The sequence below is a fragment of the Salinibacterium sp. SWN1162 genome, from assembly GCF_015864675.1.
GTDB lineage: Bacteria > Actinomycetota > Actinomycetes > Actinomycetales > Microbacteriaceae > Rhodoglobus.
Genome location: NZ_JADYWT010000001.1, coordinates 579,806 through 597,853 on the forward strand (window position 1 = coordinate 579,806; position 18,048 = coordinate 597,853).

Here is an 18,048-nt window from a genome sequence, read left to right on the forward strand (position 1 = left end):
GCTGCCGGGATGACGCTGTTGCTGGGAGTGTGCTGGCGGGCTTGACTTAGAGTGCACTCCAACTCTTAGAGTCGCAAGCATGATCTCCTCCGCAGAAATGACAGCCCACCAACAACCACTCGAATCGAACTTCGGCTACCGCAGCACGGCATCCGAAGTGATCGCCGGCTTCGACCTCGCCGGCAAGACCGCTGTTGTCACCGGCGGCTACTCGGGCCTCGGCTTCGAAACGGTGAAGGCGCTCGCCGAAGCGGGCGTTGCTGTGATCGTTCCCGCCCGTCGACCTGAGAAGGCGACCGAAGCGCTCGACGGTCTGGCGAACGTTCGCGTCGAGAAGATGGACCTCGGCGACCTCGACTCTGTCGCTGCCTTCACCGCGGGGATGCGCGAAGCCGGCACCCCTGTCGATCTCATGATCAACGCCGCCGGGGTCATGGCGACCCCCGAACAGCGCACGCCCCAGGGCTGGGAAATGCAGTTCGGCACCAACCTTCTCGGCCACTTCGCGCTCGTCGCGGGCCTCGAAACTCTGCTGCAGGATGGCGCGCGCATCGTGTCGTACTCGTCGATCGGCCACTGGCGTTCGCCCGTGAACTTCGACGACATCAACTTCGAGTCCACCCCGTACGACCCGTGGGTTTCGTACGGTCAGTCGAAGACGGCGGATGCTCTGTTCGCTGTCGCTCTGGATGCTCGCCTGGCCGGCCGCGGCATCCACGCGTTCTCGGTGCACCCTGGTGGCATCATGACGGAACTGCAGCGCAACCTACCGCGCGAAGAACTTCTTGCCCGCCAGTGGATCGACGAAGAGGGCAACCCGAACCCGATGTTCAAGACGCCGGCCGAGGGTGCGTCGACCGGCCTCTGGGCAGCGACCGCCCCCGAGCTCGCTGAGCGTGGCGGTGCTTACTGTGAAGACTGCTCGATCAAGGGGGTCGTGGCGGATGACCAGACCGACATGATGATCGGCGGCGCTAAGGCCTGGGCGATCGACCCCGAGTCTGCCGAAAAGCTCTGGGCTGTCGCGGTGAAGGCGACCGGCTTGGATCCGTTCTCTAGCTAAGCCGGCGGACGCGAGCCGGTCGCCGCGGCGGCGCGCTAGCTCGGTTCGAAGGTGGGGTAGTCGGTGTAGCCCTCGGGGCCGTCTCCGTAGAAGGTGGCGGCGTCGGGGGTGTTCAGCGGCAGGTTTTCTTGCCAGCGATACACGAGGTCGGGGTTTGCGATGGCCGGACGGCCCACAACAACACCCTCGGCGTAACCGTCACTCACCAGGCTAAGAGCCTCATCCCGAGTCGTGATCCGCGCGAAGCCACTGTTAAGCAGCACTGGTCCGCCGAAGCGAGTGCGCAGTTCTTGCACGAAGGCGCCGGCGGGTTCGGCGTGCAGAATGCTGAGGTAGGCGAGGCCGAGCGGGGCGAGACCGTCGACGAGAGCGCCGTAGGTCGCGAGTACGTCGGCGCTGTCTGTCTCTAGCGCACCTTGGATGTTGTGGGCTGGCGAGATGCGGAGCCCCACGCGGCCGGCGCCAATCGCCTCGGCGACTGCGGTCGCAACTTCGATCACGAAGCGAGCACGGTTTTCGGGGGAGCCGCCGTACTGGCCCTCGCGCTGGTTGGAGGCGGGGGAGAGAAACTCGTGCAGCAGGTAGCCGTTGGCGGAGTGCAGTTCGACGCCGTCGAATCCTGCCGCAACAGCGTTGCGCGAGGCCGTGACAAACTCATCAATCACGCCGACGAGCTCGCCGTCGGTGAGGGCATGGGGAACTTGGAAGGGCTTCTTGCCCTCGTAGGTTCGAGTTTCGCCGTCGATCGCGATCGCGCTGGGGGCGACCGGAGTGTGTCCGCCGTTGGTGGCTTCGTGGCTCACTCGCCCGGCGTGCATGACCTGCGCAACGATTTGCCCGCCCGCCGCGTGCACTGCGTCAGTCACGTGCTTCCAGCCCTCTAGTTGCTCGGGCTCGACCAGTCCGGGCTGGCCCGGGAAACCCCGCCCAGCATGGCTCGGGTAGGTGCCCTCGGACACAATCAGGCCGAGCGAGGCGCGCTGCGCGTAGTGCTCGGCGACCATCGGGCCGGGAATGCCGTCTTTGCCCGAGCGGGTGCGAGTGAGTGGTGCCATCACCAAGCGGTTGGTCAGGTTCAGCTCGCCGAGGGTCGTGGGGGAAAACAAGTTCACAGCGGATCTCTTTCTGTCGGTCGTATCAAACTCAACATTGACCGGCCCGCACTATTCCTCCCTGAGAAGATGCTCCGATTAGGGGTTCGGGCTGAGGGTTTTGCGCATCTGCTGCGTAGTGACGGTGTAGCCCGAGGAGCCGTAGAGCGAGACGGCGGGAGTGTTGTGCCCGAACACGTTCAGCTCAAGGGCTGGCACGCCGGCATCCAGCACCGCAGCTTCGACTGCTGCGAGAAGCGCGCGACCGAGGCCGCTACCTCGGCGCTCTTCCGCCACTTGGATGTCGAATAAATAGGCGAGGTCGGGTGACCCCTGCGGGTGGTCGAGGCTGACCCACGCGTGCCCGACGGTCGCGCCGGCGGCATCCGTTCCCTGCAGGAACAGCATGCGGGGAGTGTCGATGCCCTGTGGGAGGAGTGAGGCGTTGTCGGCGATGGCTCGCTCGATCGAACCCTCGAGTGGCCAGCGCCCGATCGCGACTTGCTCGGCAGCGAACTCTGCCGTCGTTGCGTGCTGCCACGCGTCGAACTCACTGGTGGTCATGGGGCGGACGTTCACTGTTCTCATGGAGAAATGATCGCAGGATTCTCCTCATGCGTCGGGTGCGCCACTCGTCACCCTCTTCTCGGACGGACGTGGTGAACTATTCGCGCGCTGCGTGCCGGCCAATCTGCCACATCTTACGGTTTTGACTCATTTGCAGCCCTACCGCCGTGCGCACAGGAGCCGCGTCTACTCTGGGTTAGACCTCCCGCTTGCACCGTTCTGAAAGTGGAGGGGTGAACTCCAGCCCGGCGTCTAGACCTACGGTCTCTCGTCTTACTAAGGAAGAAGCGATTCGCCTGTGACCTCCGCGACGAAGACCGCCCCGCCCGCCGCTCTCAGCGTGAAACGCATCCGCAGCTGGTCGGCGCTTTTGGGCGTGCTCAGCGCCGCCGTCGTGCTCGCCGTTGCCGAGTTCTTCGCCGTCTTTATCTCGCCCGCCAGCAGCCCGGTGCTCGCCGTCGGCTCGCTCGTGATCGACCTCGCGCCGTCGTGGTTGAAAGATCTCACCATCGCGCTGTTCGGCACCAACGACAAGATCGTGCTGTTGCTCTGCGTGGGGCTCTTGGTGCTCATTCTTGCTGTGGCGGTTGGCCTCGTGGAGTATGCGCGGCCCAGCTGGGGCGTCATCCTGCTCGTCTTCATCGGCGTCGTCGCGACGATCGCGGTCACGACCCGCGCCCAAGCGTCCGCAAGCTGGCCAATGCCCACCGTTCTCGGAGTGGTCGCGGGTGTACTCGTGTTGCGCATCACGATGATTCGTTTGCGCCGTTGGGTCAGTTCCATTCCGGTCGCGCCTGCCACGACGCCCGCCGGTACCGCGGCGGCCGCGCGCGCTGCTAGCGCTCAACGCTCATCTGCCACTCCCACCCGTGTGCCAGCCGCCTCCAGGCGTGACTTTCTGCGCATCGTCGGCGTCGCCTCTGTCGGCGCGGTGCTCGTAGGAGTCGGCGCCCGCGTCGTCAACGCCAGCGCCTCCGTCGTGGATGCCGTGCGCACCGCTCTCAAACTGCCTGCCCCCGCGGTTGCGGCCCCCGCTATCCCGGCCAGCGCGAGTCTCGATGTGCCCGGTATCTCGTCGCTCATCACTCCGAACTCAAACTTCTACCGCATCGACACCGCTCTTGTCGTTCCTAACGTCGACGCGGATGAGTGGCGACTGCGCATCACGGGAATGGTCGAGAACGAGATCGAAATTTCGTTCGCCGAACTGCTCGAGCTTCCCCTCGTCGAGACCGCCGCAACGCTTTCGTGCGTATCGAATGTGGTCGGCGGCAACCTCGTGGGCAACGCTATGTGGCTCGGCTACCCCATCCGGGATCTGCTGGCGAAGGCGAAGCCGCTGGCTGGCGCCGACATGGTGCTCTCCCGCAGCATCGACGGGTTCACCGCGAGCACGCCGCTCGAAGCGCTGCAAGACGAGAACCGCGAGAGCATTTTGGCGGTCGGGATGAACGGCGAACCGCTTCCGCAACAGCACGGCTTTCCGGTACGGATGGTCGTCCCTGGTCTCTATGGCTACGTGTCGGCGACCAAGTGGGTCGTCGAAATGCAGGTCACGCGCTTCGCTGATGCGACCGCATACTGGACCGATCGCGGCTGGTCGGCCAAGGGCCCCGTCAAGACTCAGTCCCGCATCGACGTGCCGAGCTCAAGCGTCACGGTCACGGCAGGCACCGTCGCTGTCGCGGGTGTCGCCTGGGCTCCGCACACGGGAATCACCGGCGTCGAAGTTCGCATCGACGGCGGCGAGTGGCAGGCCGCCGAACTGGCAACCGCGATCTCCGCCGACACCTGGGTGCAGTGGGTGTACCCGTGGGAAGCCACTAGCGGCAACCACATCATCGAATCACGCGCGACGGATGCCGGCGGCACTACCCAATCGGAAACTCCCGTTCCCGTCGTACCCGACGGTGCCGAGGGTTGGCACCGTGTTGGGGTGCAGGTCTCGTAGCTGCCACCGCTCGACGCTGGCCGGCTCTGATCGCGGCCCGCGACTGTCCGCCGCGCCCCTACCCGCTAGGCGCGGTCGTGCAACGTGATGTTGTATCCGTCGAGGTCGGCGAACGTGAAGGTGCGACCGAACGGACCATCGACGGGGGCCGAGATGATGGTGATGCCGTCGGCAGCGAGGGTGTCGTGGATGCCTTGGGCGTCGGGCGCGTGCATCCAGATGCCGACACCCAGCCCGAGTTGTGTGACTGAGTCGAGGTCAACGCCGGGGGCGGCGGAACGCACGGCGAATGCGGCCGGGGTGGTGCCGAAAACGATCGCGTGGGGCGGGCCTGGCTGGCGAGTCACGCCGAGATACTTTTCGTAGAAGGCGCCGGCGGCGTCAAGATCGCGAACCTGAAGTGATATGAAGCCGGGGCCGGATGCGGTGGTCATTGTTCTCCTCGTGTAGATGTCAACTAGTTGACATCGCACACTCTATGTCAGAATATTGACATGACGCAACAGCCCGCCGGAATCGATCTCGAAACCTCGCTGGGGTACCTCCTCAAGGAGGCTTCCAGCGCGCTCCGGTCTGCCATGGAAGCGGTGCTGCGCCCGCTCGGGATGAGCATCACGCACTACTCCTGCCTAGAGCTCTTGGCCCAACGACCCGGCCTCTCGAACTCTGAACTTGCTCGCGGAGCATTCGTTACACGCCAAGCGATGAACGTGCTCCTGCAATCTCTCGAGCGCGACGGTTTTGTCACCCGTCCCGCACAACCCGTCGCTGGTCGGGTGCTCCCTGTTGAGCTCACCGCCACTGGCCGACGCCAGCTGGCCACCGCCAGCGCTGCGGTCAAAGATGTTGAAGACCGGATGAAGTCAACCCTTAACGCAGGCGAGCAAGCGATGCTGGGGGATCTCCTGGCTCGGTGCGTGACGTCGTTGCGCGAGCAACCGGCATCCGCTGCCCAGCCGGCCGGATCGCGGCCGCGTTCGTGAGTGAGCCGGTCTGCCGCCACCGTCGACGAATCGCGGGCCGACGGCCGGCAGCACGTGGATGTTCGGCTCCACGCCCCGCTGCAGGGTGAGTGGTTCCGCTACGCCGCGCACTTCACCTACCGCTACAAACCGCTCTGATGCGGGGTTTCCCCGTCGGACCCGTTTACAACGGCGTGCTTCAGGCGCACTATGAGACTCATGAGTCCACAGAGCGAGTCACTTCAGGTCGAAATCGAAGAAGTTGAGATTTCCGGTTTGGCGAGGATGCTCACCACGCTCAGCACTGGTGTCCCGAACCAAACGCTGCGCTTTATCGGTCGTGTCGGCGGCGAAACCCTGTATAGAAGCGGCTCCTTCTCGTCGAACCACATGTTCGATCCGATGAACCCGGATGAGGCTTACGCGCCACGCATGGCCGAAACCTTGGCGAAGCTTCGCCACGAGATCGAAGCGGATGGCTGGGTCGAGACCGCGAAGGGCGAGCAGTCGTGGGCGCTCACGTTCGGGCGAGCATAGGTCGACCCTGCAGCCGAGGAAACCAGCTAAATCCACCCCTGCTGCCAGGCCTTGTCGGCGGCGTCGTGCCGCGACTGCGCGTCGAGCTTCGTCATCGCCGAGGACAGGTAGTTGCGCACAGTCCCGGGTGCCAGGTGCAGAGCGTCGGCGATTTCTTGCACGCTCATCGTGGAGCGGCTGAACCGCAGCGCGTCCAACTCGCGGTCGGTGAGGGGGCAGCGTTCGGCAGTGAGGGCCGTCGCCGCAATTTCTGCATCGATGTAGCGTTTGCCGGCCACCACATCCCGGATCACAGTGGCCAAATCTTCGGCGGGCGTCGACTTGGGAACGAAGCCCGAGACGCGCGCGGCGAGAGCGCGGCGCAGCACTCCGGGGCGTGCGTGGCGGGTCACGATGACCACCTTTGTCGCGACGGTCGAGAGGATTCGCGCTGCCGCCTCAATCCCGTCAGCCTGGGGCATCTCGAGATCGAGCAGGCAGACATCCGGTTGCAGTTCAAGCGCTTGCTCGGCTGCGGCAACACCGTTGTCAACGCTCGCGACGACCTCGATGTCGGGCTCAAGATTCAGCAGCGCGCTGAGGGCGCCGCGAATGAGGTGTTCGTCATCGGCGATCAGAAGGCGGATGACGCGGGCCGGCGCCGTGAGTGCCGTTACGCCGGTCTCGCTCGGGCCAGTCTTTCCTACGCCGGTCGCGCTCATGCCTTCACTCCCGCACGGGCCGGAATCCGCACGCTCAACTCGAAGCGTTCCCCGCTGGGGTCAACCGCAGCCACAAGTTCGCCCTCAAGCGCGGCGACCCGATCCCGCAAGCCGGCGAGCCCGCTCCCGGGAGTGCCGCTCGACGAGACACCGCTCTGCACGGCGTCGTTGCTGATCTTGAGAGTGCTTTCGTTGTCAGTCGCGTCGAGACGAATCGACACCTGAGTGGCTTCGCTGTGACGCAGGATGTTCGTGGTTGCTTCTCGCACGACGAGCCCGAGTACGCGGCGTGCATCGGCGTTCGCGGGCATCTGGCCGACAACGAGCTCACATGCGGCGCCGGCTGCCGTCAGCACTTCGCGCGCGTTCTCCAACTCGTCGCCGAGCTCGACTTCTCGATACCCGGCCACGAGTGACCGAGTTTCTTCCATGGCCTGTTTGGCGATCATCCGCGTCTCATGAATGTGTTCGCGGGCGGCTTCAGGGTCGATGGCGAGCATCCGTTCGGCCAGCTCAGACTTGAGCGCAATCACCTGCAAATGATGCCCTTGAATGTCGTGCAGGTCAGAGGCGAAGCGCAGCCGTTCTTCGGCGACGGCAAGGGCGGCGGCACTCGTGCGCAGGCGGTCGAGGGTGACAACGACATCCCACCACCAGAGACCCGACAGCACCATGAGCGGCAGGAGGAGGCTGTAGAAAATCACGAGCCAGAAGTCGCCGGTCACTCCGGGGTTGACCGGGCCACCCAAGAGTGCGGCTGCCACGAACGGATGAGCGATCGAGATTGCCAGTCCACCCGCGAGCAGGCTCCAGAGTCGGCGGCGCGAAAAGAGGGGTGCGGCAACGCAGACAGCCATCCAGAGCGGAACCGCGGCCAAGAAACCGACCTCGGGTCGGAAGAGGCCGATCACCCAGACCGCAGCGGCCGGCGCTACAAGCGCGATCACCCACAGAGTGCTCGGGATGCCACGCCCACGCTCGGTGCGCAGGAACCAGCATCCGCGAATTTGGGCCGCAGCCGCTACAAGGCTGAGCGCGACGAGAAGGCCATCGAGCAGTGAGCCCGATGCTCCGAAAATGGCAAGCATATTCAGGATCACGACCGCGTTCAGCACGATGTAGAAAAACACGATGGAGCCAAGCGTGTAGTTCCAGGTGACGCGCACGCCACGCACACCACGGGCGTGCTCGCCGTCGAGAGGCGGCGCAACTGAGAGGGTGGTCGAGGCGGGCATGGGCTCCAGCGTAGAGCAGTGACATTTGTCACGGTCGCGGGTGCGAAAGTGCTGCGGATGCTGTGACACGGTGACACTGCCGGGCCGTGTCCGCCGCGGCGAAGATTGAATCATCCCCGGCACCCCAGCCGATGACGAGCCGGGCGATTTCTGTCATCACCTCGCGAAAGGCATCCCATGTACGACTCTTTCACGTCCTTCACATCTGGACTCCCCGAACTTCTCCAGTGGTTGGGTGTGATGCTGATCGCGGCGATCCCGTACGTGGAGTCGTATGGCGGTTCGGTGATCGGAATCGTCGCCGGCGTAAATCCCGTCGTGGCGATCATCGCGGCGATCGTCGGAAATGTGATCTCGATGCTGATCTTCGTGTTCGCCGCCCACGGCGTTCGCGCCAAGGTCGCGGCGGGTCGGGAGCCCAAGCCAGAAACGCCGCGTCGCCAGAAGCTGCGCGAGCGCTTCGACCGCTACGGGGTTGTCGGAGTCAGCCTTCTCGGCCAAACCCTCTTGCCCAGCCAGATCACCTCGGCCGCGATGGTGTCATTCGGTGCTTCGCGCAACGCTGTGATCCAGTGGCAAATCATCTCGATCATCATCTGGGGCGTCGCCTTCGGGGTGCTCGCGACGTTCGGGATCACGGCTCTGCGCTGATGCCGAAGCGTCACGGGCTGCCTTGAAGACCGGATGCCCGTGACGTTAGCGCACCATCCGAACGCCGATGAACAGCGGCGTCTCAGGGTCGATGTCTTCGGCTCCAGTGAACTCGAAGCCATTACGGCGGTAGAAGGCTTCTGCGCGAGGATTGTTCTTGGCTACCCAGAGTGATGCAGGAGAGTCGCCCAAGGTCGCGTCGAGCAAGGCCTGGCCGACGCCGCTGCCATGGTGTGCTTCCAAGACATAGATCGCGTTAAGTTCGGTGTCGTCCGATGACCCGGTTTGTTTGGTCGAGGGGGCGCGCTGAACGCAGGCGAATCCGATGATCGAGCCGGCGTGCTCGGCGAGCTGGATGCTCAACTCCTCGCTCGGATTGTTGAGGATGTGAGTCCACATTTTCTGTCGCTTGGCCAGAAACTCGTCGGTGAAGAAACCCTCCGGCAACAGGTGAGAATAGGTTTCTCGCCAGCTCGCGACATGCAATTGAGCGAGAGCGTCGGCGTCGGCAGGCACTGGGTCGCGAAGCGTGGGGGTCATCTGATTATCGTGGCAGTTCCGCCCCGGAAAATATAGATCTGACGCTTTCTCTTGTTTGATTCTTGCGACACAAGGTATGTTCAACCGCATGGTTGAAAGCGCAGCGAGCACCCAACTCCGACGCGGAGTCGTTGGCCCCTGCATTCTCGCCCTGCTCTCGACGGGCCCACGCTTCGGGCTCCAAATCGTCCGCGAACTGAACGACGTCGGTCAGTTGCTCACCAGTCAGGGCACCGTCTACCCGTTGCTCAGCCGTTTGCAAGAGGCCGGGCAAGTCAGCAGCCACTGGGAAGTGAATGACAGCGAGCGACCGCGCCGCTATTACAGCCTTACGGATGTCGGCCGTCGCGACCTCGAACTCTTCCGTGAAGATTGGCGCCAATTTTCGGGCTCTGTCGGAACGCTTCTGCAGACCATCCCTTCCGCATCCACTGAAAGCGAGTAGTCATGAACTCTGCAGCCGAGCACCCGCTGGTCACGGCCTACCTTCGCGAGTTCGATGTCTCCTCCGCGCCCCTGCCTGCACCTCGTCGTCTCGAGCTTCGCGAAGAAATTGCGAACCATCTGCGCGAGACGGTTCCGCCGGAGTCGTCTGATCTCGAGGCTATGCATTCGATCGCCGCCTTCGGCTCGCCTGCCGAGATTCTGGGGCAAGAGGGCGTCACGGATCGCGCCGGCGCAACTGCTGACCCCCAGCAACGCCGTACAGCGCTCGTGCTCGGCGCCGTCGTTATCGCTGCTGCGGGTCTCGCGGCCGGGATGTTCTTCTGGCCGCCGACACCGACGGGCAGCGGTACCGACTCAGAACCGCAGCAGCCCGCCGCTGGGCCAACTTCGGTGGTGAACGAAACCCCGACCGGGCCTGAACGAGTCACCGACGGTACCGCCTACTTCGAGTACCTCGCCGCCATCGAAACTATGCCCGAGCCGCTGCCCGCCGGTGCGGCCTACCCCACTGGGGTGCCAGCGGGTTTGAATTCCGGACAAACGGATGACGGACTGCTGCAGTCCGGAGCGGGCGAAACAGTCGCCCACTTCACTTGGTTGTGTGCGTGGGAAGCCGAAGACTTGAGCGCCGCCGCCGCTGACGACGCCGAACGCCAAGTCGAGGCCGAGGCCATGCTGACGCAGTGGCCGAGCTACGGTTTCGTCGTTGACCCTGATGACGGCTGGGCGACGAACGTTCTCGAACCGTTGAGTTTCGGCGATGTGGCGGGGCTGCAGCAAGATTTCCCGCAGACATGCGCTCAAGCGGGCATCCTCAACGTCACTGCTCCCTAGGTGCTCTGCGGGTTCACGTGTCGTCCGCGGTATCTAGCCTTCGATCTACACTGGGCGGATGCCGACCCGCCTACTGACTGAAGATGACCGGCCGCTTCTGAGAGAGGCAACACTGGCGAACATGAACTGGTGCGCGCCGCGTTTCGGCTTCGACGACCTCGACCAGTCAGCAGAACTCGCGCACTACTATTCTGGCTTCCCGAGCGAAACCGACTTCGGGATGCTGGATGAAGCTGACGGTGTCGCCCGCGCAGTCGCCTGGCTGGTCTTCTTCCCCGCAGAGCACCCCGGCTACGGTTTCGTCGATGAGGCCACCCCCGAGCTGAGCATCACGACGTTCGAAGGATTTCGCGGGCAAGGCATCGGCTCGGCGCTTCTCGAGCAACTCCTCGCGGAAGCCACAGCGAGAGGCCTGCCCGGCATCAGCCTGAGCGTGGAAGATGGCAACCACGCCCGCTCGCTGTACGCGCGGCTGGGATTTCAGGTGGTCGGTCGCTCCGGTGACTCCGACACGATGCTGCTGCGATTGCCGCGAACGGCGTCGATGGAATAGCAGCCTTAAAGGAAATCAGCCCGAGCCGTGAGGCGAGCGGGCTGATCGTGATTTATTCAAGCCAACACTCAACTACGCGGTAAGCCGCTCAATCAGCTCGCGATAGCGCGCCGCCGTCTGCTCCACGATGTCGGCGGGAAGCTCAGGCGGAACGCCCTGCTTGTCCCAGTTCGCCGAGAGCCAGTTGCGCACGATTTGCTTGTCGAAGCTCGCGAGGCGACCGGGGCCACCGGCGGCGTGAAGTTCGGCATCCCAGTAGCGGCTGGAGTCGCTCGTCAGAACTTCGTCGGCCAGCACGAGGGCGCCGGTCTCCGGGTCAGCACCGAACTCGAACTTGGTATCAGCGAGAATCACGCCCCGGGTTTCCGCAATGGCGGAGGCTCGAGCGAAGATGTCGAGCGAAGCATCCCGAAGCGCCGTCGCGACCTCGGCACCGACGAGTTCGACGGTGCGCTCAAAGCTGATGTTCTCGTCGTGCTCACCCATGGGTGCTTTCCACGCCGGGGTGTAGATCGGTTCGGGCAGGCGGTCGCCGTCGCTCAAACCAGCCGGCAGCGCAATTCCGCACACGCTCTGCGACTCCTGATACTCCAGCCAGCCACTGCCCGAGAGGTAGCCGCGAACGACACACTCCACCGGATACATGTCCAGCCGCTTCACGATCATCGACCGGTCCGCCAGCTCTGCAGGCGCTTCGACACCAGCGGCATCCGCCAAATGGTTCGGAACGTCAGGCAGCTGCGCGAACCACCACTTGCTCAGTTGCGTCAGCAGAGCACCCTTGCTCGGGATGCCCGGCTCGAGCACATGGTCAAACGCACTCACGCGATCGCTGGCAACCATGAGCACAAGCTGTGGCTCGTCGGCGCGCACATACAGGTCGCGCACTTTGCCGGAATAGGTCAGCGTCCAGGCGCTCGCCGCAGCAGAGTCAGCCGAAGCCGCGCCAACGCCGCCAGCATCCGCAGCACCGTTCACAGCGTCACTCACTGGGCGACGCGCAACGCGATATCGGAGCGGAAGTGCGCACCTTCAAGATGAATGTGGCCGAGGGCTTCATACGCGCGCTCGCGGGCGACCGCAAACGTGGCTCCCGTCGCGACGACGCTCAGCACGCGTCCACCGGTGGCGACATACTCGTCACCCTTTTTGGCGGTGGCCGCATGGGCGATGGTGATTCCGGGAACGGCGAGTGCCGCATCCAATCCGGTAATCGGTCGACCGATCTTGGGATTTTCGGGGTAGCCCTCGCTGGCCAAAACCACTGTGACGGCAACGTCGTCGGTGAAGACGGGAGTCGCGTGGTCGGGCAAGCCGCCGGTCGCCGCTGCGTAGAGCAGTGAGCTCAATGGCGTGACGAGGCGGGGGAGTACAACCTGCGTCTCGGGGTCACCGAAACGTGCATTGAACTCAATGACGCGGATGCCGTCCTTCGTGACGATGAGGCCACAGTAGAGCAGACCGATAAACGGTGTCTGCTCGTCGGCAAGCTGACGGATCGTGGGGATCGCGATCGTGTCGATCACTTCTTCCACGAAGTTGTCGGGGAGCCAGTTGAGGGGCGAGTAGGCACCCATCCCGCCGGTGTTGGGGCCGTTGTCGCCGTCATAGGCGAGCTTGTAGTCCTGAGCGGGCGAGAGCGGAACAACGTTGTGGCCATCGCTGAGCAAGAAGAGGGAGACCTCTTCGCCCGCGAGGTATTCCTCGATAAGCACGCTGCCGTAGGTGAGCCAGTGCTTGGCATGATCAGCAGCAGCATTGCGGTCACCTGTGACAAGAACACCCTTGCCAGCGGCGAGACCGTCGGCCTTCACGACGTAGGGGGCTCCGAACTCGTCGAGGGCCTCAAGTGCTTCTTCGAGCGAGCCAGCGCGGTGCGCGCGCCCGGTGGGCACGTTCGCGGCATCCATGATGCGCTTGGCAAAAGTCTTGCTGCCCTCGAGCGCGGCGGCAGCCTTGCCCGGGCCGAAGACGGCAATGCCGCGGCGGCGCAGATCGTCGGCGACACCAGCAACCAGGGGGGCTTCTGGCCCAATGATGACCAACTCGATGTTGTTGTCGAGCGCGTACGCCGTGACGACATCACCGCGCGTGGGGTCGAGCGCGACCGTTTCTACGACCGACGCGATACCGGCATTGCCGGGGGCAGCCGTGATTCCGTGCGTCTCCTCCTCACTGAGAAGTGACGTGACAATGGCGTGCTCGCGGGCACCGGATCCAAGAACAAGAATTCGCACAACGACAGCCTAACGAAGCCCGCCGCCTCAGTTGTTAGCGTTCAGCCCAACTTGCTAGCGTTCAGGCATGGCAAAGCTGAAAATAGCCCCCATTGCAGGCGAAGCGAGCATCCGATTGGTGCGCGATGGTCGGGCAGACCGCGACGCTACCGCCACAGCGGTTCGCTACCTCTTGCAGGTGTTGGCGACGAACGCCGAAGGCAATTCGGTCGAGGTTCGCGTGCCACCCTTCGGCGCTGTTCAAGCCATCGAAGGCCCGAACCACACCCGTGGCACACCGCCCAATGTGGTCGAGATGGATGCCGCCACCTGGATTGCGCTCGCCACGGGAACACGTCAGTGGGCCGAGGCCCTCGGCTCCGGCGATATCAGTGCCTCGGGGTCGCGCGCCGACCTCAGCGGCTATTTGCCAGTTGTGTGAGAGAGAATAGTGACGTGAGTATTGCGCCAGAGAACGAGCCCGCGGCATCCGCCCCGCAGCAGCCTGCGATGAAGACCACGGTCGAATCGATGGGTGTGAGCATTCGCCGCGCGCCCAAATATGGCGCGTTCATGATCGTCGGTGGCGGCCTCGGCGCCATCGCCGCGTTCATTCTCACGATGGCGTTCCCCGTTGATCCGTCCGTCGGATTCGGGGCTCTCTTCGGCTACTTGAGTCTCTTTGGTATTCCTGCCGGTGTTGCCGTCGGCGCTCTCGTCGCACTTATCGCCGACCGTTCTTCGCGTCGTCGCGCCACGGCTGGAACCGCCGAGCACGAGATCTCGGAGCCCGAAGTGTACGAGGGCACGCTCGAATAGCGAGCGCTAGCTCAACCCACTACTGCGATAACTGCTGCTGGCGACGAAAGCCGGCGCCGGTGCTAGCGCGACCGCTAGCTCAGCTGAGTCTTTTCGAGCCAGTCGAGGTAGTCGGGCGTGATGCTGCCGGAGACGTACTCGCCGGTGAAGCAACTCATCTCGAGTTCGGAAACGTTCGAGCCCTCCACGATCGCGGCTTGCATGTCGGCGACCTCTTGATAGATGAGGGCGTCGGCGCCGAGTTCCATGGCGATTTCGGGGATCTTGCGACCGTGACCGATGAGCTCTGCACGGGTCGGCATGTTGATGCCGTACACGTGCGGGTAGCGCACGGGCGGTGCGGCTGAAGTGAAAGTGACCTTGTTGGCGCCGGCTTCGCGAGCCATCTGAACGATCTCTTTCGAGGTGGTGCCGCGCACGATCGAGTCATCCACAATCAGGATGTTCTTGCCCTTGAACTCGCTACCCATCGCGTTCAGCTTCTGCTTCACGCTCTTCTTGCGCTCGGCCTGGCCGGGCATGATGAACGTGCGGCCCACGTAGCGGTTCTTGTAGAAACCTTCGCGGTACTCAACGCCGAGCTTCTGCGCGACCTGCATGGCGGCGGGGCGTGAGGAGTCGGGGATGGGCATGACCACGTCAATGTCACCCATGGGGGTGAACTTCGAGATGGTGTCGGCGAGCTTGTCACCCAAACGCAGGCGAGCTTCGTAAACGGAGATGCCGTTCATGATCGAGTCCGGGCGAGCCAGGTATACATATTCGAACGAGCACGGAATCAGCACCGGTGCCTTGGCGCACTGCTTGGAGAACATTTCACCATCGGGCGTAATGAAGATTGCTTCGCCCGGCTCAACATCCCGCACCAGTTCGTAGCCGGCACTTTCAAGCACGAGAGATTCGGATGCCACGATCCACTCGTTGCCGACGAGACCAGTCTGGCGGCGGCCCAATACGAGCGGGCGGATCCCATAGGGGTCGCGGAAGGCAAGCAGACCGTGCCCGGCGATCAGCGCGATCGCGGCGTACGAGCCCTCGACGCGGTCGTGCACGCGCGAGATCGCGGTGAAAACCTGCTCGGGATCGAGGTCGAGCCCCGAAACCTGCTCTTGAAGTTCGTTGGCCAACACGTTGACGAGAAGTTCGGTGTCGCTCGTGGTGTTGAGGTGACGGCGGTCGATGCGGAACAGTTCGTCGGTGAGCTGCTGCGTGTTCGTGAGGTTGCCGTTGTGAACAAGGATGATGCCGTAGGGCGCGTTCACATAGAAAGGCTGCGCTTCGTTCTCATTGAAGGCGTTGCCCTTGGTGGCGTAGCGCACGTGGCCGAGGCCGGAGGTGCCGACGAGGTTGCGCATATCGCGCGTGCGGTACGCCTCACGAACTTGGCCGTTGGCTTTCTGCAAGTGCAGGGTGCTGCCGTCAGAAGTGGCGATACCCGTGGAGTCTTGACCGCGGTGCTGCAGAAGCAGCAGAGCGTCATAAACCTGCTGGTTGACGGGCTGAGAAGAGACGATACCGACAATGCCGCACATGCTTTCGCGTGGCTCCCTGAGGTCGTAGAGCGCGTACCCGGTGTGAGTACGGTCTAGCTTCTCACATCCGGCCGTTCTGCTGCTGCGCTGTGAGGGCTGCGGATGCGTCGCGGATGGGGTGCGGCAACGGCTCGGGCAGCGGCCTGCGGCATCCGCCCCGGCTGCGTGCGGCAACCCGCAGACCGGTACGCTGGAGCCGTGACCGAGAACTCTTCTTCCAGCTATGCCGCAGCCGGTGTTGACACCGCCGCTGGCGACCGTGCCGTCGAACTCATGAAGGCGGCCGTCAGTGCCACTCATGGGCCCAACGTTGTGGGAGGGTTCGGCGGCTTCGCTGGCCTCTATGACGCCTCGTTCCTCAAGGACTACACGCACCCGCTCATGGCGACATCGACGGATGGCGTGGGCACAAAGGTTGCGATCGCTCAGGCTCTCGACAAGCACGACACCATCGGCCAAGACCTCGTCGGCATGGTTGTTGACGACATCATCGTGGTCGGCGCCAAGCCCCTCTTCATGACCGACTACATTGCGTGCGGCAAGGTCGTTCCCTCCCGCATCGCCGACATCGTTGCGGGTATTGCTCGTGGATGCTCGGCTACCGGCACCGCGCTGGTCGGCGGCGAAACGGCAGAACACCCCGGTCTTCTCGGGCCCGACGATTACGACGTTGCCGGTGCAGCAACCGGTGTGGTCGAAGCCGGATCTCAGCTCGGCCCGCACCTCGTGGCCGATGGCGACGTGGTGATCGCTATGGAGTCCTCGGGCATCCACTCGAACGGTTTCTCGCTCGTTCGCCACATTCTGGCCAACAACAAGGTCGGCTACAGCGACCACCTCAACGAACTCGGCGGAGTCGTCGGCGAGGTGCTCCTCGAGCCGACCCGTCTCTACACAATGCCGTTGCTCAACCTGCTCGATGCGCAGCCCGGCGCCGTGCACTCGCTTAGCCACGTCACCGGTGGCGGTATCGCCGCGAACCTTGCGCGCGTGCTGCCTGTCGGCTCGTGGGTTGAAGTTGAGCGGTCGACCTGGTCTCCGCCGACCGTGTTCCGGGTGCTCTCCGACCTGGCCGGTTCCAGCCTCGAAAGTGCCGAAGGAACCTGGAACCTCGGCATCGGCATGATCGCGATTGTGGCCGCGGATGCTGCCGACGCAACCATCGCCGCCCTCACGGCTGACGGCATCCCCTCGTGGGAAGTCGGTCGTGTCTCGATGGCCGCTCGCGATTTCACCGGCTTCGAACAGGGCGCCAAGGGTGTCAACGGTGGCGCTGTGCGCTTGAGCGGTTCGTACGCGAACTAGCGCTACCTTCGGTGGGCACCCGCAGCACCCACCATTCGTGATCCTGACGTTGTTCTGAGGCGTTGAAGCCATGCCCCTTCGTTCCATCCTCGCTGCGGTGCTCGTCGCCATCATTTGGGGGCTCAACTTCGTCGTCATCGACGTCGGCCTCGAAGGCATGCCGCCGACGCTGTTTCTGGCGCTGCGCTTCCTGGTCGTAATCGTTCCCGCGATCTTCTTCGTGCCGCGCCCCAAGTCGCGCTTTCGCGATGTCGTGCTCATCGGGTCATTCATGAGTTTGGGGCAGTTCGGCCTGCTCTACACGGCGCTCGCGATCGGGATGCCGGCAGGCCTCGCCTCGCTCGTGTTGCAAGCGCAGGTCGTACTCACCGTTGTCTTCGCAGCTCTCGCCCTGCGAGAAACTCCCACGCGCAGTCAACTCGTTGGCGTCGCCCTCGGGGCAGCCGGCCTTGTTGTCGTGGGGAGCGGTCGCGGCGTCGAGACACCCGTTCTCGCCTTCTTCGTGACCGTGGCCGCCGCAGCGTCCTGGGCGATCGGCAACGTGATTGCGCGTCGGGTCGGGCGAAGCGGCGCGACATCCTCACCGCTCGCGGGGCTTTCGCTCACGGTCTGGTCGGCCCTGGTCGTGCCGATTCCGATGCTTGCACTCGCTTTTGTCATCAATGGGGCGGATGCCGTCGGCTTCGCCCTCACTCACCTCACCGTTCCGCAGCTGCTCTCCACTGCCTACACGGCGTGGCTCGCCAGCCTGGTCGGGTACGGCATCTGGAACACGTTGCTCGCCCGGCATGCAGCATCCGCCGTCGTGCCGTTCACGATGCTGGTTCCACCGATCGGCATGACGACCGCGTGGTTGGCGCTTGGTGAGGTTCCGACGGTGATCGAAGTAGTCGGCGGAGTGATGCTGCTTCTCGGCGTCGCCATCACCACGGGTGTGCTCGGTCGAAGCCTGCGAAAACGCCGCCAACAATCGTCGTAGCGAGGCCGCATTTCGCGAGTCCCCGGGTGCCACGAAGGCGAATGGCGGTGCCGTGCGCTTGAATG

Annotated in this window: 22 protein-coding genes; 13 read left to right on the top strand and 9 right to left on the bottom strand. The window is 64.0% G+C overall.

All coding sequences use genetic code 11. The annotated features are described in order from the left end of the window. Positions 1–79 precede the first annotated feature (79 nt). Positions 80–1,063 (top strand): oxidoreductase, encoded by a 984-nt coding sequence (locus tag I6E58_RS02665; RefSeq protein WP_197130101.1) that lies wholly within the window; start codon positions 80–82, stop codon positions 1,061–1,063. 35 nt (positions 1,064–1,098) lie between these two features. Here I6E58_RS02665 and I6E58_RS02670 read toward each other — a convergent pair whose 3' ends face one another. Both I6E58_RS02670 and I6E58_RS02675 read right to left on the bottom strand, forming a co-directional pair. Beyond that, positions 1,099–2,175 carry an alkene reductase gene (locus I6E58_RS02670; protein ID WP_197130103.1) on the bottom strand — a complete coding sequence of 359 codons (1,077 nt, stop codon included), beginning with the start codon at positions 2,173–2,175 and terminating at the stop codon, positions 1,099–1,101. 78 nt (positions 2,176–2,253) lie between these two features. After that, positions 2,254–2,718 carry an N-acetyltransferase gene (locus tag I6E58_RS02675; protein ID WP_231595126.1) on the bottom strand — a complete coding sequence of 155 codons (465 nt, stop codon included), beginning with the start codon at positions 2,716–2,718 and terminating at the stop codon, positions 2,254–2,256. 301 nt (positions 2,719–3,019) lie between these two features. Between I6E58_RS02675 and I6E58_RS02680 the strand changes: the two genes are divergently transcribed. After that, entirely contained in the window at positions 3,020–4,672 is a 1,653-nt protein-coding gene (locus I6E58_RS02680) for a molybdopterin-dependent oxidoreductase (RefSeq protein WP_197130107.1), read from the top strand. 65 nt (positions 4,673–4,737) lie between these two features. On the opposite strand, the gene I6E58_RS02685 is transcribed toward I6E58_RS02680, so the two are convergent. Then, a complete protein-coding gene (locus I6E58_RS02685; RefSeq protein ID WP_197130110.1) occupies positions 4,738–5,106 on the bottom strand; it encodes a VOC family protein in 369 nt (122 codons plus the stop codon). Between the two features lie 60 nt (positions 5,107–5,166). Here I6E58_RS02685 and I6E58_RS02690 point away from each other — a divergent pair, with 60 nt between their 5' ends. From I6E58_RS02690 to I6E58_RS02700, 3 genes are read left to right on the top strand one after another with little or no spacing between them, the layout of a single operon-like run. Then, positions 5,167–5,655, top strand: coding sequence for a MarR family winged helix-turn-helix transcriptional regulator (locus I6E58_RS02690; protein WP_197130113.1), 489 nt, complete (start codon positions 5,167–5,169; stop codon positions 5,653–5,655). After that, a complete protein-coding gene (locus I6E58_RS02695) occupies positions 5,656–5,793 on the top strand; it encodes a hypothetical protein (protein ID WP_197130116.1) in 138 nt (45 codons plus the stop codon). 60 nt (positions 5,794–5,853) lie between these two features. Continuing rightward, complete coding sequence (locus I6E58_RS02700; protein WP_197130119.1) at positions 5,854–6,171, top strand: hypothetical protein; 318 nt, start codon at positions 5,854–5,856, stop codon at positions 6,169–6,171. A 26-nt stretch (positions 6,172–6,197) separates the two neighbouring features. On the opposite strand, the gene I6E58_RS02705 is transcribed toward I6E58_RS02700, so the two are convergent. Together I6E58_RS02705 and I6E58_RS02710 are read right to left on the bottom strand one after the other, a co-directional pair. Next, positions 6,198–6,872 (bottom strand): DNA-binding response regulator, encoded by a 675-nt coding sequence (locus I6E58_RS02705; RefSeq protein ID WP_231595127.1) that lies wholly within the window; start codon positions 6,870–6,872, stop codon positions 6,198–6,200. Next, positions 6,869–8,107, bottom strand: a complete 1,239-nt coding sequence (locus I6E58_RS02710) for a sensor histidine kinase (protein ID WP_197130121.1) — start codon at positions 8,105–8,107, stop codon at positions 6,869–6,871. Before I6E58_RS02710 ends, I6E58_RS02705 begins: the two co-directional genes overlap by 4 nt. 177 nt (positions 8,108–8,284) lie before the next feature. On the opposite strand from I6E58_RS02710, the gene I6E58_RS02715 reads away from it, so the two are divergent. Continuing rightward, positions 8,285–8,758, top strand: coding sequence for a hypothetical protein (locus tag I6E58_RS02715; RefSeq protein WP_197130123.1), 474 nt, complete (start codon positions 8,285–8,287; stop codon positions 8,756–8,758). A 45-nt stretch (positions 8,759–8,803) separates the two neighbouring features. Here the strand turns inward: I6E58_RS02715 and I6E58_RS02720 are convergent, their stop codons facing one another. Beyond that, positions 8,804–9,298: a GNAT family N-acetyltransferase gene (locus I6E58_RS02720; protein ID WP_197130125.1), complete on the bottom strand. Its 495-nt coding sequence runs from the start codon at positions 9,296–9,298 to the stop codon at positions 8,804–8,806. A gap of 88 nt (positions 9,299–9,386) precedes the next feature. Between I6E58_RS02720 and I6E58_RS02725 the strand changes: the two genes are divergently transcribed. The 3 genes from I6E58_RS02725 (at position 9,387) to I6E58_RS02735 (ending at position 11,132) form a co-directional block, all read left to right on the top strand. After that, entirely contained in the window at positions 9,387–9,743 is a 357-nt protein-coding gene (locus I6E58_RS02725) for a PadR family transcriptional regulator (RefSeq protein WP_197130127.1), read from the top strand. A gap of 2 nt (positions 9,744–9,745) precedes the next feature. Continuing rightward, the gene (locus I6E58_RS02730; RefSeq protein ID WP_197130129.1) at positions 9,746–10,579 is read left to right on the top strand and encodes a hypothetical protein; all 834 of its coding nucleotides are present in this window, start codon (positions 9,746–9,748) and stop codon (positions 10,577–10,579) included. Positions 10,580–10,700: 121 nt separating this feature from the next. After that, positions 10,701–11,132, top strand: a complete 432-nt coding sequence (locus tag I6E58_RS02735; protein WP_197130130.1) for a GNAT family N-acetyltransferase — start codon at positions 10,701–10,703, stop codon at positions 11,130–11,132. Positions 11,133–11,204: 72 nt separating this feature from the next. Here the strand turns inward: I6E58_RS02735 and I6E58_RS02740 are convergent, their stop codons facing one another. Next, entirely contained in the window at positions 11,205–12,122 is a 918-nt protein-coding gene (locus I6E58_RS02740; protein ID WP_374189181.1) for a phosphoribosylaminoimidazolesuccinocarboxamide synthase, read from the bottom strand. After that, entirely contained in the window at positions 12,119–13,369 is a 1,251-nt protein-coding gene (purD, locus tag I6E58_RS02745) for a phosphoribosylamine--glycine ligase (protein WP_197130132.1), read from the bottom strand. The genes I6E58_RS02740 and purD overlap by 4 nt, the downstream gene beginning before the upstream one ends. Before the next feature lie 67 nt (positions 13,370–13,436). On the opposite strand from purD, the gene I6E58_RS02750 reads away from it, so the two are divergent. Both I6E58_RS02750 and I6E58_RS02755 read left to right on the top strand, forming a co-directional pair. Beyond that, positions 13,437–13,790 (top strand): sterol carrier family protein, encoded by a 354-nt coding sequence (locus I6E58_RS02750; RefSeq protein ID WP_197130135.1) that lies wholly within the window; start codon positions 13,437–13,439, stop codon positions 13,788–13,790. Positions 13,791–13,804: 14 nt separating this feature from the next. Beyond that, positions 13,805–14,167, top strand: coding sequence for a hypothetical protein (locus tag I6E58_RS02755; RefSeq protein WP_197130138.1), 363 nt, complete (start codon positions 13,805–13,807; stop codon positions 14,165–14,167). A 74-nt stretch (positions 14,168–14,241) separates the two neighbouring features. On the opposite strand, the gene purF is transcribed toward I6E58_RS02755, so the two are convergent. Continuing rightward, the gene (purF, locus tag I6E58_RS02760) at positions 14,242–15,699 is read right to left on the bottom strand and encodes an amidophosphoribosyltransferase (RefSeq protein WP_197130141.1); all 1,458 of its coding nucleotides are present in this window, start codon (positions 15,697–15,699) and stop codon (positions 14,242–14,244) included. A 198-nt stretch (positions 15,700–15,897) separates the two neighbouring features. Here purF and purM point away from each other — a divergent pair, with 198 nt between their 5' ends. Beyond that, a complete protein-coding gene (gene purM, locus I6E58_RS02765) occupies positions 15,898–17,004 on the top strand; it encodes a phosphoribosylformylglycinamidine cyclo-ligase (RefSeq protein ID WP_010204103.1) in 1,107 nt (368 codons plus the stop codon). Positions 17,005–17,074: 70 nt separating this feature from the next. Next, positions 17,075–17,983: an EamA family transporter gene (locus I6E58_RS02770; RefSeq protein ID WP_197130147.1), complete on the top strand. Its 909-nt coding sequence runs from the start codon at positions 17,075–17,077 to the stop codon at positions 17,981–17,983. The last annotated feature ends 65 nt before the right edge of the window (positions 17,984–18,048 follow it).

Coding starts and splice junctions, on each gene's coding strand:
- I6E58_RS02665 (WP_197130101.1), top strand. CDS start 80: ATGATCTCCTCCGCAGAAATGACAGCCCACCAACAACCACTCGAATCG.
- I6E58_RS02675 (WP_231595126.1), bottom strand. CDS start 2,718: ATGACCACCAGTGAGTTCGACGCGTGGCAGCACGCAACGACGGCAGAG.
- I6E58_RS02685 (WP_197130110.1), bottom strand. CDS start 5,106: ATGACCACCGCATCCGGCCCCGGCTTCATATCACTTCAGGTTCGCGAT.
- I6E58_RS02690 (WP_197130113.1), top strand. CDS start 5,167: ATGACGCAACAGCCCGCCGGAATCGATCTCGAAACCTCGCTGGGGTAC.
- I6E58_RS02700 (WP_197130119.1), top strand. CDS start 5,854: ATGAGTCCACAGAGCGAGTCACTTCAGGTCGAAATCGAAGAAGTTGAG.
- I6E58_RS02705 (WP_231595127.1), bottom strand. CDS start 6,872: ATGAGCGCGACCGGCGTAGGAAAGACTGGCCCGAGCGAGACCGGCGTA.
- I6E58_RS02710 (WP_197130121.1), bottom strand. CDS start 8,107: ATGCCCGCCTCGACCACCCTCTCAGTTGCGCCGCCTCTCGACGGCGAG.
- I6E58_RS02715 (WP_197130123.1), top strand. CDS start 8,285: ATGTACGACTCTTTCACGTCCTTCACATCTGGACTCCCCGAACTTCTC.
- I6E58_RS02720 (WP_197130125.1), bottom strand. CDS start 9,298: ATGACCCCCACGCTTCGCGACCCAGTGCCTGCCGACGCCGACGCTCTC.
- I6E58_RS02725 (WP_197130127.1), top strand. CDS start 9,387: ATGGTTGAAAGCGCAGCGAGCACCCAACTCCGACGCGGAGTCGTTGGC.
- I6E58_RS02730 (WP_197130129.1), top strand. CDS start 9,746: ATGAACTCTGCAGCCGAGCACCCGCTGGTCACGGCCTACCTTCGCGAG.
- I6E58_RS02735 (WP_197130130.1), top strand. CDS start 10,701: ATGAACTGGTGCGCGCCGCGTTTCGGCTTCGACGACCTCGACCAGTCA.
- I6E58_RS02750 (WP_197130135.1), top strand. CDS start 13,437: ATGGCAAAGCTGAAAATAGCCCCCATTGCAGGCGAAGCGAGCATCCGA.
- purF (WP_197130141.1), bottom strand. CDS start 15,699: ATGTGCGGCATTGTCGGTATCGTCTCTTCTCAGCCCGTCAACCAGCAG.
- I6E58_RS02770 (WP_197130147.1), top strand. CDS start 17,075: ATGCCCCTTCGTTCCATCCTCGCTGCGGTGCTCGTCGCCATCATTTGG.